Raw genomic sequence first — 14,380 nt, 5'->3', positions numbered from 1 at the left:
TAAGTAAAGTTTAATTAAAGCTTAAGATTCCATAAATTGTTTATAAGGTTTATTTGCCCGCTGGATCGATTGCACCGGCAAGCTCCTGCAAATCTCGCCCTTGCAGCGCACCCGCAATCAGCTCTGGGAGCCGGTCTGGCGTACAGCCGAAGCAAGGAATACCGAATGTAGACAGCCGCTTCGCGAGTGCTACATCATAGGAAGGAGTGCCGCTATCCGACAAGGCTAACAAACAAATGACGCTAACCCCAGATTGCCGCATGTTCTCCATCCGCCTAATAAGTGATGCTTGATTGCCGCCTTCATAGAGATCCGAAATAAGAATAAACAACGTTTTCTTTGGGTCGCTGATGAACTGCTCGCAATATTGAACCGATTTGTTGATGTCTGTCCCGCCACCGAGCTGAATGCCGAATAACATATCGACCGGATCATTGGCACATTGCTCACTTAAATCGACAACCTCCGTATCGAATGCAACAACATGTGTATCAAGGGCAGGCAAACTGGCAAAAATAGAGCCAATAATGGAAGCGTAAATGACCGAATCCGCCATGGATCCGCTTTGATCAATATCAAGAATGACTGTCCATTCCTTACTTCGCCGAGCTCGTTCAAAAAAATAAAACCGTTCCGGAATAAGTTTTTGACTATCCAAATCATAATGCTTCAAATTTCTGCGAATCGTCGTTTTCCAATCCAAACCAGTCATCGATGGCAGCGGTGAATGTTTTCTTCGATTCAGAGCTCCTGTAACAGCACGGCGTATTTCATGCTCTAATCGTGCCAATATTTCATCGACTACTTCACGTACGAGCAATCTCGCCGTTTCTTTTGTTTTTTCTGGGATACGCCCTTTTAACGCAATGAGTGTCGCTACCATCCGAATATCGGGTTTCACTTGACTTAGCGTCTCAGGTTCGAACAACAGCTGTGTCAAGCCCTTCCGTTCAATCGCATCCGCTTGAATAACCGACACAATATCAGAGGGAAAGAAGCTCCGTACGTCACCAAGCCATTTTGTTAGTTTGGGAGATGACGCGCCAAGACTTGCTGAACGTCCGCCGCTGTTTTTTTGCTTATCTGTCATGATCTCCGATGTATCATCGTAAATGGCTGCAAGTGCTTGATCCATCAAGCTAAGCTCATCATCGAGCAATTGTTGACCGCTCGCCATGTCTGTCAGCTTATCGTTTGCAGATTGACCCAGAATGAGGCGCCAGCGCTTTAATTGTTCGAACTGCTCATTATTGCTCATGTTATAAGTCTCCAAAGTCGAACTCATTGAGTTCGTCTATTTTTTGTTGCTCCTCATTGCTGAGTGGCCGCTGCAATACATCTGCCGCCTCTATCGTTCCAAAACACCATAAATCACCCAATAATTGTGCAATCGCGTTTTTCTCTCTAGCTTCGAAGGAAGAAAAAGCTCTTCTAAGAAACACAAGTGATCGTCTGAATTGCTCTTCATCAAGTGATTGCGTATAAAGGTCGAGTTGTTCCCATAACTGCCTTCGAGACAGCAGCACATAACGATTGCGGAGTGACATGCCTTCAAACCAGCCTGCTCCGATATCAGCAGGTATGCCTAGGGATAATCGCCTTGACACTTCTCGTGCTAACCGCTCATTGTCAATCAGGTTACGCTCAAGGAGCAAGGCGAATGCTAGACCTGACAGCTTAGCATTACGATCATCGCGATAAGCAAGCTGCTCCAGCTGCTGCACCCATCGCTCGTCATCAACAACCTCAAAGTGCTGCTGCGATACCGCATGTATATCGATGATCGCGGAAGCCATATTTGTAGAGGCATCGTCACTGCATATTGATGAATCAACAAGGAGTAGCGTTCCTCTCAAAAATAACTGTTGAAGCAGAGGAACGAGCACAGCAGTATCCATTTTTCGAACATCGCCGAATTGAACGAGTATAGACAACTCACGAAGTGTCCCTGCAATTTGAGCAAAGTCTCCGGCTTCAACAGCCAGCTCCTGCAGTGTGCGTCGAGCATCTTCCATTGATGTAGGGAGCCCGCATTGCCATGCAGCTTTAACGAGTGCTGCTGCTTCGAGTATGTTAGCACTCTGCGCCAAAGACTCCTTGATCGAGAAAGCCGCAGCTAGCTCGATCGTCTCCCCTTTCATAATAGACTCAACGACCTCAATCTCAGCTTCTGGTGTCCAGCGCAGCACCCAATGCTCTGCCCATGTTGCCCCGTCCTGTTTGACTGCCCTCTTCTTAGCGAAGCTAATTTCTAGGAGCTGAAGGCGCTCAAGAAAAAAGGATCTTCTTAAATCAAGAAAAGCGGCATCCTCCGATTTCACCCTTCTGTTTTCCCGAAGATCAAGCTCTAGGTCAGTCGCCACCGTCGTTTTATATTTTTCCAGCTTCAATCCCTTCAAATTCCGAATGAGATCCTCTTGAATAGGGGTTTGACTTATTCCGTCTGGCAAAGAACCGATTGCGGTGCCGATATTCGTTCTTGCGAGCGCATCAGCTACAATCGAAAGCTCGCCATATCCGAGACAAGTAATTGCGGCATCTTGAAGATCACGCAGTGTAGGCAATCTTCCTCCGTGCAAGGAAGCCAGTGATTCAGCTAGCCTTACTGCTTCAATTACTGATGCGGCTGAACGGAAATTTCCACTCTGCCGCATATAACCCGCAATGGTTGCTAAATAAAGCGAAGACAACTTCCCGTGGTCACCGCTGACTAAACATTGCCAAGCAAGCTCAAAATAAGACGGAGCCGCATTGCCTGCTCCATAGCCTGAATGACTTGATAGCTTATAATACGAATATGGCATAAGCGTCAGCTTGGTCGGTATCTTTGGCAATGCTGCCTCTTCTTGCTCAGTCATGCCATCAAATCCCGCTTCAAGTGCTGAAATGTGATACGCTCCGGTTACGACTACAATTCGATCAGCTGGTATGCCACCATCAATCGCTTCAGCAATCCGTGCACGCATATAAGCCTCGCGAATATCATTGTGAGCAGTCTCTAGTGGCGTATAAATACGTTCATCAGTCTCAGAAATCTGCCGCATCTCGCTTGAAAATGCATGAATGGCATGGCGGTATGTGTTAGGCTCACTGCTATGTTCAAATGAACGTTCCCAATAGGTTTCGTAATCTGATTCTCCCGCTGAAATGGCGACTTGCTCATAACGATCATTGATTTGTTCACGATGCGTGCGTGCGCCTTCAGCATAACCAGCTTTTTCACTAGCAGCACTCAATTTCACGTGAAGGCTAACCGATACATCAGACGGCAAGTCAATGAACCTAGCTTCAACGCCATTTCTAGCTGCCCATAAGAATGCTTGATACTCCGGAGAATATTCCGCTAGCGGAAAAACAAGCGTTCGGATTGGCAGCTGATCAGTATAAGCTAATATGGCAATAGGCGGCTTTACACCCTTTAACGTGATTTGACTAATGAGCTCCGTTGCATCCGAAGGCCCTTCTACGAGCACGAGCTGTGGCTTTACTTCTTGAAGAAAAGCTTGCAAATGAAATGCTCCGGTCGGTGAGAGATGCCGTACGCCGAATAAATGGACGCCGTAATTGGATACGGCAGCCGTACTCACGAACTCAGCTCACGGCAAGCACGATATAGCCCTCGCCACTCGGCTCCCCGTTTTTTCATCACATTCTCCAAATATTCCTTCCACACCGCATCATCTTTTGCTTCATCCTTAACGACCGCTCCGAGCAAGCCTGCAGCTAGATCTTCCTCGGCTACTTGACCATCGCCGAAGCTGCTTGCAAGCGCCATACTATTGATCAGCAAGGATATTGCTTCCGCAGTCGAGATTGCACCGCTTGGCTGCTTCAGCTTTTCCTTGCCGTCTAAAGTCATCCCGCTGCGCAGTTCGCGGAATATAGTAACGACCTTGCGCACCGCTTCCTCTTCGGGAACCGCTTCACCAAGCCGGTAATTGGAAGCAATCTCGCTTACGCGTTTGCGAACGATTGTTACTTCCGTTTCTAAGTCTGATGGTGCCGGAAGCACAACGATGTTGAAACGCCGCTTTAAAGCTGCGGACATATCGTTGACACCGCGGTCGCGCGTATTCGCTGTTGCAATAATGGAGAAACCTCTCGCAGCCGGGATGTCTCTGCCAAGCTCAGGTACAGAGATCGTCTTTTCCGATAGAATGGAAATCAAAGCATCCTGGACTTCTGAGGCACATCGTGATATTTCTTCAAACCGCGAGATTCCTCCTGCTTCCATCGCACGATAAATCGGACTTTTGACGAGTGCTTCCTCGGATGGTCCATTAGCTAGCAGCATCGCATAATTCCAAGAATATCGTACCTGTTCTTCACTCGTTCCGGCGGTTCCTTGAATGACTTTTGATGAATCACCGTGAATGGCTGCCGTCAGATTTTCTGAGAGCCATGACTTCGCCGTTCCTGGCTCCCCTATAAGCAGCAATGCACGGTCAGTTAGCAGTGTCGCAATCGCAATTTCAACTAATCTCGTATGACCAATGTATTTTGGCGTAATTTCAACTTTACCAGCGCGACCACCTGTTATAAAAGTTAACACAGCCCGCGGCGATAGCTGCCAGCCTGCCGGCTTCTCTCCTTTGTCATGCTTTTTCAGCGCTTCCAGCTCATGCGCATATAACAGCTCTGCAGGCAATCTTAAAATAGTTTGTTTTTGATCCATGCTAGAAATCCCGCTCCTTCTGGTTTCGACTCAAGCTCCGCTGGCTTAGCGGCAATGTGTTCGGCTAGCTGCTTCATTTGGTCACGTGAGTGCTCACTAGACATTTTTTCTGCTATTTGCTGAAGCCTCTCCGCATATCTGCCAGGAAGCATAGCAATTAATAGCTGCAAATCTCGGTCCATATAATAAAAAGATTTTTGTGTAGAAAGCTCCAGTGCTGACATTAGCATCTCTGGCGTTTCAGTATGTCCGAGTCGGAATAGCGTGTACAAAATATGGATCGATCGCTGCTTCATTAGCTGAGGCGCTACTTTCGCTTTTTCGACTAAATAGTGGATTGCCTTCTCATTGGGACGTTCGACTAATCGGCATACCAGCTCTTCCTCATTTAATGTGATAAAGCGATCTGCCCATCTTGCATCCCAGCTCCATTGCTCTTGATTATGCGCGAATACGGCTTGAACAACCGAATGAGGTGTAAGTTCATAAATGGCTTGTAAAAGCTCGCGAGCTGTTTTACTCTTTTTCTCTACTACATATCCTTCATATAAATCAAAAACATCTGCAGGGCTCAGCACTTGCTGTGCAGCTTTGAACGAATATGCAATCAAATAGGAGCGCCGATCGCGAATCTCATGAAGAAATTCTAATGCCTCATTATTTTTTGAATCTAATATAATGTCAGCAGCTTGACTCATCATCGGTTCCATTTCTTTGAAATCAAGCTGATCATTATTTATCATTTGCATTAGAAAATCTCTTACGGATAGATCGTTTGTTTTCGATTCTAGACAAGTAAGAACGGCGGTCAGCTTTTCCCTCCAAGCTTCTTCTTGTTTAGCTGAAACGGCGCGTTCTACCAGCTCTAAGCCGAAAGTTAGCAATTGCTCGGTTAATGCAGGGAGTTCACACGCTTGGATGGGAGCGATAGTTATGTCCGTATCTTTTTTCTTAAATGAATCCATCAATCGATCCACGACATGAGCGGAATGGAAGCGGGATAATGCCATTAATGCAGCGCTGCGAACCTCCTTTTTCCGATCATGCGATAGATCGAGCAATTCTTCCTCGAAGCTCGGCAAGCCAGCCGTTAAGGAAATAGCTGCTACGCGAACCGGCAAACCTCCGTCCTTTTGTGCAGACAGCAGAGTCGGCCATAGTTCTTTCTCGTTCTCCGTCAGCTTATAAAGACACACGAGCATTCTCGCGTCGCCGCTGCCTCCCTGCATATCGAACTCCCCATGCAGAATTGGCAAAGCAGTCGAACCTATTAGTGGAATCACATGTTCTGCGACATAATCTGCGATTTCAGAATAGCTGTCCCTCAATGCGTTTACGGCTGGCGCGAATGTTCTGATATCGATAAACAGTCCTGCTTCTACCCCATGCTTAATGACTTCCAGTCGATTTGGCCCTCGAAGCGTCAGTGAATCTATGAGCGGCTTAAGTTTTCGATAAGGGATGCTCGTAATCACTTTGTTATTTGTTTGTTCGATTCCTGCGGGCAGCAGTTCACCTGGCGCTTCGATAGAACTTTGCGTATGCAAGACTGCTTGCAGTAATACCATTAAATCCAATAGCTTGTCTGCCGCATTTTCTTGCTGAGCACGCGTTACACCTTCTACTTCTTCCGCTACTCGTTTGAAAATCGGTGCCTTCTCACCAAACTGCTGCAACTGTGGAAGAAATCGTTTTAAACGCATATCATCTACCGCCATACCCGCACCCGCTATGACTAAACGGCGGGCATCTTCATGCAATTCTCGCAATAATGGGATACTCATACTCGGCTCCTTCGTCAACCATTAATAGAATAAGCGGATCATTTCTTGCTCGGTAATTAGTGCCAACGGCTGAGCGACTAACCTTCCTTCAGTGAGACGATCCTCGAACATAACCAGTACCGCCACATTTGCAAGCAGCTCTTGGTTTAAATTGCGGAACAGCTGTAAAGTAGGATGATCCATTTTTGATATGGTATCCAGCGGAAGTCTGGCTCCTTGCTCATCAACCAGAACATAACCGCCTTCCGTATTTGCCACCTGAGCAGCATGAAGAAGCATGACCGGGTTATGGTCTGCTAATGGGTTTTTAAGTTGATTTTTCACCGTTTTTATTGCTGCTGGAAAGGATCGCTCTGCAAAAGAACGAATTACAATACGATCGCTTGGATTCAGCTCGCGAATCGTCATATCCTCGCAGCGGACTCTTTTATTCAGATCGCCTGGATAAGTGAATAACTCCTTCGTTTGGACAACCATATAGAAGCTATCCTCTTCCTTCATATGTTTGGCGGCTCGGAAAGGTCGGTAGCTGCGCGTGACGACGATTTCGCCAGCTTGAAGCTGTACCCAATATCCTTCATCAACATGCTCGCCGCGTGCTTCGTCGGAATAGGAGCGGAAAGAAAGTTGTATAAGCTCCACATTTTCACGGATAAGTCCATGCTCACGCAATTCTGCTAACTGCCATGCATGGCCGATTTTTTCTTCTAGAACACTTGTGATATCCATTGGGATGTTCGGATCTTCCATACGTGCCTTCAGATAATCACGGCTGCGCTTAATTAAAGCATGCAAAGCAGCAAGCTGTTCACAAACTTCAGAATAAATGGATTCAGGATTATCGCTAGAGCCTACTGAAACCAATATCTCACGAAAGGCCGCTTGTAGTCCGGGTACATAGTGATTGCCAAGCTGCTTTGCTTGCTCCTCATACATGCGAATAGACCTTTTATCCAAGGCCGCTAAACCGGTTTGAACGATTTGCTGAATGAGCTTGTGAGCGAGCTCTACCCCTTCGAGCTGTGAAGCAAGCTTCTTGACGAGGGCGTTTTTGTTAACCTTGCGTTTAGTCTCCGTGCCAGCTGGAATCGCGGCAGCTTCCTTTTTCTTCTCTTCGCGCTTGTCCGCTTTCTCTCGCTTATCTGCAATATCAGCAGGCATTTCTTCAATAGTAAAAGCCTTTTCTCCAGCATATGCGTACATCAATCCCAATATATGTTTGCAAGGAAATTGACGACTAGGACAGGAACAACGAAATACAGGCTGTTCGACTTTAACGAAATCAACGGAGCAGCTATAGGGCTCTTTGCCGCTTCCCTTACATTCCCCGAATAATAACAAGCCATCTTCCGTGCGGCATAATCTCTGAAAGCTATTTTTGCGAACGAGATCATTACCGTTTTTGATTGCTCCCTCATTGGGAGCCATTGCATCGATATAAGCTTCAGTCAGATGGGTCATAGTTTCCCTCTCTTGTCAGGTTGGATTTAAACGTTTATTTCCACAAAACACGCATCATTTCCTGCTTTTGTATGCTATATAAATACAGAAAAACCCAGGCGTATGCGCCTGGGTTAGGTATTACCACGGAATATCTCCAATATTGTGCATAATAGCGTCGATCTGGGCTAATTCCTCAGCTGATAACGGAGCGCTCTCAAGCGCCTTTACATTTTCTTCAATCTGACTAACGCGGCTAACACCGATCAAAGCTGATGTGACTCCGCCTTCGCGCAGTGCCCATGTCAATGCCATTTGGGACAAGGTTTGGCCTCTTCTTGCGGCTAGCTGTTCTAGACTGCGGAATTTTTGAACTCGTTCTGCCGAAATCGCTTCCGGTTTCATCGTGCTGGAAGCTGCCTTGGATTCCGCTTCAATTTTATCGACATATTTATTCGTTAGCTGACCTCTTCCTAGCGGACAATAAGCGATCGATCCTACACCATTCTCCGTAAGTACTTCCTGCAAACCATCCTCAATCCAACGATTCAGCATGGAGTAATTCGGCTGATGAATGAGGCAAGGCGTTCCAAGCTGTTTCAAAATTTTAATAGCTGCGCTTGTCTGCTCCGCACTGTAATTGGATAAACCAACATACAATGCTTTGCCTTGTCTAACAGCATGATCTAATGCGCCCATTGTCTCCTCCAGCGGCGTTTCTGGATCAGGACGATGCGAATAAAAAATATCGACATAATCGAGCCCCATTCTCGTTAAGCTGCGATCCAAGCTGGACAGCAAGTTTTTGCGTGAGCCCCATTCGCCATATGGACCTTCCCACATATAATAGCCCGCTTTTGTTGAAATAAGAAGCTCATCGCGATAGGGAGCCAAATCCTTCTTGTACACAGCCCCGAACGTTTCTTCAGCAGAGCCGGCAGGCGGCCCATAATTGTTCGCCAGGTCAAAATGGTTAATACCAAGATCGAACGCTTTTAACAACATCGCACGTGAATTTTCAAGCGGTTGATTGCCGCCAAAGTTTTGCCATAGGCCTAAGGATATCGCAGGCAGCTTGATACCACTTTTGCCTGCGCGTTTGTACAACATTTCCGAATAACGTGATGGATCAGCAGCATAAGGCATTTATCATTTTCCCCTTTATTAATAAAATAATTTCTTCACTTGAAACATGCTATAATGATCACAACTTTCCGTTTTTACTTTCAAAGTATAGCTTAATACTTCTACATTAAGGAATGTCTACATGCAAGTCATATATGTCATAATGTAATATGTTTTAGATCGATGACAAAGGAAGTGACAACGAGTGAGTGAACGCTATGACCTGATCTACTATTATCACGGGAAACAATTTTGTGAACCAGGCTATCGCTGGGGACCGGGGGTAAAGGATCATTATAAAATATTATTTATTCATGAAGGCAGAGGCACCTATCAGATCAACGGAAAAACATATGCCTTAAAAAAAGGACAAGGCTTTATGGTATTTCCAAACACAATTTGCCTTATGAAGGCGGACATGCAAGATCCGTGGGTTTATTCGTGGATTGCTTTTCAGGGTACATGTGTTGATCGTTTACTTGAACAGGTTCAATTAAGCAAAACAAACCCTTATTTCACATATGCTCCAGCAAATTGGTTTGAGCCATGGTTAGAACAGCTTGATGAAACTGGGGTACATGAGAAAAACAGCGGTCTTATCGTGCATAGTCTCCTCTATCGTCTTATTTCGGATTGGATCGACATGTTGACTGCTCCTAATCAAATGGGTTATTTACCGAAAGCAAAGGATGTGTATGTTCGCAAAGCGATCGATTACATCAAAATGAACTACTATACCAAAGTAAGCATAACCGAACTGGCCAAGCTAATCGGCATAGACCGTATTTACTTATCCGCTTTATTCAAAGAGGTTGTACAGCAATCTCCTCAAACCTATTTACTGCATTATCGAATGGATAAAGCTTGTGATCTAATGAACAATCTACAGCTCTCTGTATCCGAAATTTCCCATTCTGTTGGGTATAACGATCCTCTTCTCTTCTCGAAAATGTTCAAGAAAGTGAAGGGTGTGTCCCCCACTCATTATCGAAAAAAAATCGTATAAAGCAATTAAAAAAGAGAGCCTGTATAAGCTGGCTCTCTCCTTGCATTTTATTTAATGTGATAAAACTTTAACCATCTTAACATGTGGGATATTCTCTTCCATAAAGATGGTGGATGCTACTTCATAGCCCTGTTTTTCATAAAAAGCTGCTGCTTGAACTTGTCCATGCAGCTTCGCTTTCTTAAGCCCTTTTTCATGTGCAATCAACTCAAGCTCATCCATGATAGCTTTGCCAAGTTTATGCATGCGGTGTGAGGCTAAAACGCAAATTCGCTCTATTTTCGCCATATCATCAACGATCCGGACTCTACCTGTTCCAACCGGTACATTCTCGTAATAAACGAGAACATGGTCAGCGATAGCATCGAATTCATCAAGTTCTACTTCCTCCGCAACACCTTGCTCTTTCACGAAAACTGTTTTTCGAATCTTGTATGCTTCTTCCAATTGCTCATCTGTCGATACACGTTTTGTTTCCATGTTTCTCTTTCCTTCCATAAAGAAATCTCTATAATACTGCGACTGAATGGTCTCTATGTATTATTATAATGCTATTTCCCTGATTAGCAAAAGTTTATCGGTATTTCAATCGAAAAGATATTATGGCTGGCGGCATTCAGCTGCGCCTTCCACTTAACTCAAGCTTAAAAAACGATCGAACTAAAAAGCGAAAAAGGGGTACCCACAACATAATTTCACTTATGCTGCGCAGCCCCCTTAGTAGAGTACAAACATTATTTTTCAATTTGATATCCAAGGTTCGAGTAATTTTCTGGATCCTCCTCTCAGCGCTGCTGCTTCTTCCTGCAAATATACACAAAAGCAGGCGGAACGTTCAAAGGTACAAATTTGATTTCCTCAATATGAAAGTGTGTGCTTAATTGTTTCTTCATCTGCTGCGAATACTGAAAGGCAATAAACAATCCTTGATCCTTCAATGATTTCACAATTTGCTCCATCAGCATATCCCTCAGCGTCTGATTGAAATTGAAAAAGGGCAATCCACTAATGACACAGTCCAATTGTTCGATTCCTTCTTGGTTTAAAACTGCTTGCAGATTTGTCGAGTTCTCATAACATACAAAATTAGGGTAATTTTTTTCTAATGTTTTTAACATATAGGGATCCTTCTCAAAAAGAAAAACCTTTGTTTGACTGTGAACAGCTTCCTGAATATACTTTGTGATCGCACCGGTTCCTGCACCAAGCTCTGCAACCGCATAAACCTCATGCCATGGAACACGCTCAACCATCTTTTGGGCTAAAAACTTAGAGCTTGGCATTACGCTTCCGATTTGCCCAGGCTTATATAAGAACTTATATAGAAATAAAAATTTTTCCTGTATCGATTTTTTTATTCCCATTGTTGACTGAAACCTCCCTTACATTAAGATCGGGAAAAATGACCAACTAGAGGAGTAATATGCCAAAAGTGAAGCTTTTTTTCGGCTTGATGCATGCTATGCTAACCTTAGGTTCAAACAATATATTAAAAGGCGGGATAATTAGTGTCATATCTATCGATTAGTACATGGAGCCTTCATCGTAATCTTGGTCCTCTTCACTGGACGGTATGGGATAACGAAACTAACACGCATCTGACGCAGATACAGGATCAACCACTGCTTACACCTTTGCTAGAGCTTCCAGCCGAAGCAGCTTCAAGAGGTTATCACGCACTCGAGGTTTGCCATTTTCATTTTCCTTCAACTGAATTTGATTATTTAGAGCAGCTTCGCCGCTCTTTTGACGAATCTGCTATTAAGTTTGATACACTGCTGCTTGACTATGGTGACCTAACAGCTCCTGATGCGACTAAAAGATCCGCTGATCTCAATCTCATAAGGAATTGGATTGATATAGCTTCACATTGTGGAGCTAAACAAATTCGTGTTATTGCAGGTGAAGCTTCGCCAAACGATCATCAGGCGATTCAATTGTCAGCTTCTGCCTTATCCGAGCTTGCACAATATGCAGCTTCCAAAAATGTTCATGTTATAACCGAAAACTTCAAAGCGCTTACGTCTACATCCGAAAGCAGTCTTCAGCTGCTTGCACAAGCTGGTAAAGATGTAGGATTTATAACCGATTTCGGGAATTATCATAGTGCAGACAAAATTTCAGAAATAGGCGATACTGCGGCGTTAAGCGTCTCGATTCATGTTAAACCTAGTTATAATGAGGCTGGTTTTCCTGATCAAGAAGAACTTCTTTCCTATCTGACTAAAGTTGAACAAGTTGGGTTTAAAGGTGCTTATGTCCTTATTTATGATGGTCCCGGGGATATGTGGGAAGGGCTTGAGCGAGTTAAAGCGATAGTCGAACCATTTATATTGACAGTCCGCTAGCCCCCTCCTATACTTATAGAGTGGAATAATGATAATCATTATCGAGCAAACATACTCTATACGTATTTTTGAGAAAACGAAATGGGGCACAAATAAATGGAACATGACATGGACTTTACACTTGTCGAAACATATTTTCATATTTCCCCGAAAGGAGCCGCTCATCCCTTGCTTGAGCTGCCTGCGACTGGCTTTTACGATAGAGATGTTGCGCATGCAACGCTAATAAAAGCCGGAGAAATGGTGCAAGCAACGGGCATGCAATTAGCTGCTTCTTTTGTAGGAATGTCCTTCTTTAATTTGTGCATAACAAATCTCTTTTTTATCGCTCAATACAACCGTTATTTGGATTTATCACTACATAATTTGACATACCAGCTTGAAAAACACGACGATCATGCTCATCTCGGCTTCAAAATTAATGAGCTTCGCTGGACTGAGGTGCCAATCGAAGAACAGGAAAGAAAACCATTTTTAGAGCATGCCTTCAGAACTAGTTTCATGGATGAGATAAACGATATTGTCGAAGCTGTAGCCATAAGCGCCGGTGTGAAATCCGCTATGATCTGGAACCAAGTTGGTGGACAAATTCATGCCGTTATCGATTTTCTAAAATATAATATGAACGATCAGACGCTTCTGACAGGAGTACAGCGTGATCTCGATGTCATATTGGGTCTTTCTGCTGATGTATTTAACCGGAAACGGAATCCTTTTGTACACAAACCTCGGTATATCGATGATCCGTGGTCTCCAGGTGGTCCTCAGATGGTACTCCGCTCCTCATGCTGCATGTATGATTGTCGTGTTGATGGTGTGAAATGTTATAGCTGCCCGCGTATGCTGCCTGAAGAACGTGAAGAACGACGCAAGCTGGTTGAAGCTGGCGCCAATTAAAAAAAGCTGATGACAGATACCTCGGGTATCTTGTTATCAGCTTTTTTTGAGTTTTTTCATAATTGCGATATAAGTTAACATAATTATTATTACGTAACCATAGTTTGAAACTTCATTGGAATTTTGCTTGAAATGTTGTTCATCGCATTACGAAGCTGTTTATTATCGATATGCGTATAAATTTGTGTCGTCTCGATACTCGCATGTCCAAGCAGCTCCTGCAATGTCCGAATGTCTGTACCGCTGCGTATTTGCATCGTTGCGAAAGAGTGCCTCAGCTTATGGCTGGATAGTCGTTTATCCGCAAGTGCAGGCATCGCTTCTTTTAACAGCTTGATCGTTTCATCGGCAACAGTCTGTATCATACGGATTGATAGCCTTCGACCAAATTGAGATACAAAAAACGGTTGTTCCTTGCCCTGTCTGCATTCCTTGCGTTCGGTGAGCGCTTCATTTAAAACATGCTGCAGTGCATCAGGCAATGGAATGACACGCCATTTACGCCCTTTTCCGAGAATATGGATTGAGCCATCCTGCCTAAAATCCTGCACATTCATTCGATGCACCTCACCTACACGAAGACCGGCATAGGACATTAACAGAACAATCGCGACATTTCGAATATAGTATTTCCCCTGTATCGCCTGCAGTAGTGCATCAAGTTCGTTTTCTTCCAAATAAACGGGAATCCGATTTTTCTCCTGTTTCGACTTTGCAATAAGTGCAGCAGGATTGCCTTCTAGATGCTCCATCTCGATCAACGCTTTAAAAAATGAACGCAAAGAAGAAAGCTTGCGATTGCGCGCTTCGTCTCCTGCTCCCTTCTCACGGCAAACGGCCATATAACGCATAATATCCATTTTCGTAATATTTTTCGTTTCAGTTGGATGTACAGTATGTAGAAAAAAACGAACATCATTTATGTATGCTTGGTGTGTGGACTTCGTCATCCCTTTATTTTTCATCCATATCGAAAATAACTCCATTTCTAATCCGTAGCTATCCGTCACCTCATGTTGTCCCATTCGCAAGAAAATCCTCCATAAAAATCCTATTTTTATGCTCTATTTAAGTGACCATTACTCTATTATGATAGCTTAAAAGT

12 protein-coding genes are annotated in these 14,380 nt (G+C 44.2%); 3 read left to right on the top strand and 9 right to left on the bottom strand.

What is annotated here, in order from left to right:
• Positions 1-49: 49 nt before the first annotated feature.
• The 6 genes from AC787_RS10485 to AC787_RS10460 form a co-directional block, all read right to left on the bottom strand.
• Complete coding sequence (locus AC787_RS10485) at positions 50-1,258, bottom strand: VWA domain-containing protein (protein ID WP_054024727.1); 1,209 nt, start codon at positions 1,256-1,258, stop codon at positions 50-52.
• Between the two features lies 1 nt (position 1,259).
• On the bottom strand, positions 1,260-3,587 hold the full coding sequence (locus AC787_RS10480; RefSeq protein ID WP_054024726.1) for a DUF5682 family protein: 2,328 nt from the start codon (positions 3,585-3,587) through the stop codon (positions 1,260-1,262).
• Positions 3,584-4,675, bottom strand: a complete 1,092-nt coding sequence (locus tag AC787_RS10475) for an AAA family ATPase (RefSeq protein ID WP_054024725.1) — start codon at positions 4,673-4,675, stop codon at positions 3,584-3,586. Before AC787_RS10475 ends, AC787_RS10480 begins: the two co-directional genes overlap by 4 nt.
• The gene (locus AC787_RS10470; RefSeq protein ID WP_054024724.1) at positions 4,651-6,459 is read right to left on the bottom strand and encodes a hypothetical protein; all 1,809 of its coding nucleotides are present in this window, start codon (positions 6,457-6,459) and stop codon (positions 4,651-4,653) included. The genes AC787_RS10475 and AC787_RS10470 overlap by 25 nt, the downstream gene beginning before the upstream one ends.
• Before the next feature lie 21 nt (positions 6,460-6,480).
• Entirely contained in the window at positions 6,481-7,920 is a 1,440-nt protein-coding gene (locus AC787_RS10465) for an SWIM zinc finger family protein (RefSeq protein ID WP_054024723.1), read from the bottom strand.
• A gap of 120 nt (positions 7,921-8,040) precedes the next feature.
• Complete coding sequence (locus AC787_RS10460; RefSeq protein WP_054024722.1) at positions 8,041-9,045, bottom strand: aldo/keto reductase; 1,005 nt, start codon at positions 9,043-9,045, stop codon at positions 8,041-8,043.
• Between the two features lie 184 nt (positions 9,046-9,229).
• On the opposite strand from AC787_RS10460, the gene AC787_RS10455 reads away from it, so the two are divergent.
• On the top strand, positions 9,230-10,030 hold the full coding sequence (locus tag AC787_RS10455; RefSeq protein ID WP_054024721.1) for an AraC family transcriptional regulator: 801 nt from the start codon (positions 9,230-9,232) through the stop codon (positions 10,028-10,030).
• Between the two features lie 51 nt (positions 10,031-10,081).
• Here the strand turns inward: AC787_RS10455 and AC787_RS10450 are convergent, their stop codons facing one another.
• Together AC787_RS10450 and AC787_RS10445 are read right to left on the bottom strand one after the other, a co-directional pair.
• On the bottom strand, positions 10,082-10,510 hold the full coding sequence (locus tag AC787_RS10450) for a GNAT family N-acetyltransferase (RefSeq protein WP_054027015.1): 429 nt from the start codon (positions 10,508-10,510) through the stop codon (positions 10,082-10,084).
• Positions 10,511-10,815: 305 nt separating this feature from the next.
• Positions 10,816-11,394, bottom strand: coding sequence for a class I SAM-dependent methyltransferase (locus AC787_RS10445; RefSeq protein ID WP_054024720.1), 579 nt, complete (start codon positions 11,392-11,394; stop codon positions 10,816-10,818).
• Between the two features lie 144 nt (positions 11,395-11,538).
• Here AC787_RS10445 and AC787_RS10440 point away from each other — a divergent pair, with 144 nt between their 5' ends.
• Positions 11,539-12,378: a sugar phosphate isomerase/epimerase family protein gene (locus tag AC787_RS10440; protein WP_054024719.1), complete on the top strand. Its 840-nt coding sequence runs from the start codon at positions 11,539-11,541 to the stop codon at positions 12,376-12,378.
• A gap of 96 nt (positions 12,379-12,474) precedes the next feature.
• Positions 12,475-13,275: a (2Fe-2S)-binding protein gene (locus AC787_RS10435; protein ID WP_054024718.1), complete on the top strand. Its 801-nt coding sequence runs from the start codon at positions 12,475-12,477 to the stop codon at positions 13,273-13,275.
• 89 nt (positions 13,276-13,364) lie between these two features.
• Here the strand turns inward: AC787_RS10435 and AC787_RS10430 are convergent, their stop codons facing one another.
• Entirely contained in the window at positions 13,365-14,300 is a 936-nt protein-coding gene (locus AC787_RS10430) for a tyrosine-type recombinase/integrase (protein ID WP_054024717.1), read from the bottom strand.
• Positions 14,301-14,380 lie beyond the last annotated feature (80 nt).

This window comes from Bacillus sp. FJAT-28004 (assembly GCF_001280845.1).
Classification (GTDB): Bacteria; Bacillota; Bacilli; order Paenibacillales; family Paenibacillaceae; genus Pristimantibacillus.
Note: the sequence above shows the minus strand (reverse complement) of the source record. Positions and strands in the feature narration are given on the sequence as shown.

What these genes read in the sequence shown, in the direction of transcription:
- AC787_RS10485 (WP_054024727.1), bottom strand. Translation starts at nt 1,258, where the DNA reads ATGAGCAATAATGAGCAGTTCGAACAATTAAAGCGCTGGCGCCTCATT.
- AC787_RS10475 (WP_054024725.1), bottom strand. Translation starts at nt 4,675, where the DNA reads ATGGATCAAAAACAAACTATTTTAAGATTGCCTGCAGAGCTGTTATAT.
- AC787_RS10470 (WP_054024724.1), bottom strand. Translation starts at nt 6,459, where the DNA reads ATGAGTATCCCATTATTGCGAGAATTGCATGAAGATGCCCGCCGTTTA.
- AC787_RS10465 (WP_054024723.1), bottom strand. Translation starts at nt 7,920, where the DNA reads ATGACCCATCTGACTGAAGCTTATATCGATGCAATGGCTCCCAATGAG.
- AC787_RS10460 (WP_054024722.1), bottom strand. Translation starts at nt 9,045, where the DNA reads ATGCCTTATGCTGCTGATCCATCACGTTATTCGGAAATGTTGTACAAA.
- AC787_RS10450 (WP_054027015.1), bottom strand. Translation starts at nt 10,510, where the DNA reads ATGGAAACAAAACGTGTATCGACAGATGAGCAATTGGAAGAAGCATAC.
- AC787_RS10445 (WP_054024720.1), bottom strand. Translation starts at nt 11,394, where the DNA reads ATGGGAATAAAAAAATCGATACAGGAAAAATTTTTATTTCTATATAAG.
- AC787_RS10435 (WP_054024718.1), top strand. Translation starts at nt 12,475, where the DNA reads ATGGAACATGACATGGACTTTACACTTGTCGAAACATATTTTCATATT.
- AC787_RS10430 (WP_054024717.1), bottom strand. Translation starts at nt 14,300, where the DNA reads ATGGGACAACATGAGGTGACGGATAGCTACGGATTAGAAATGGAGTTA.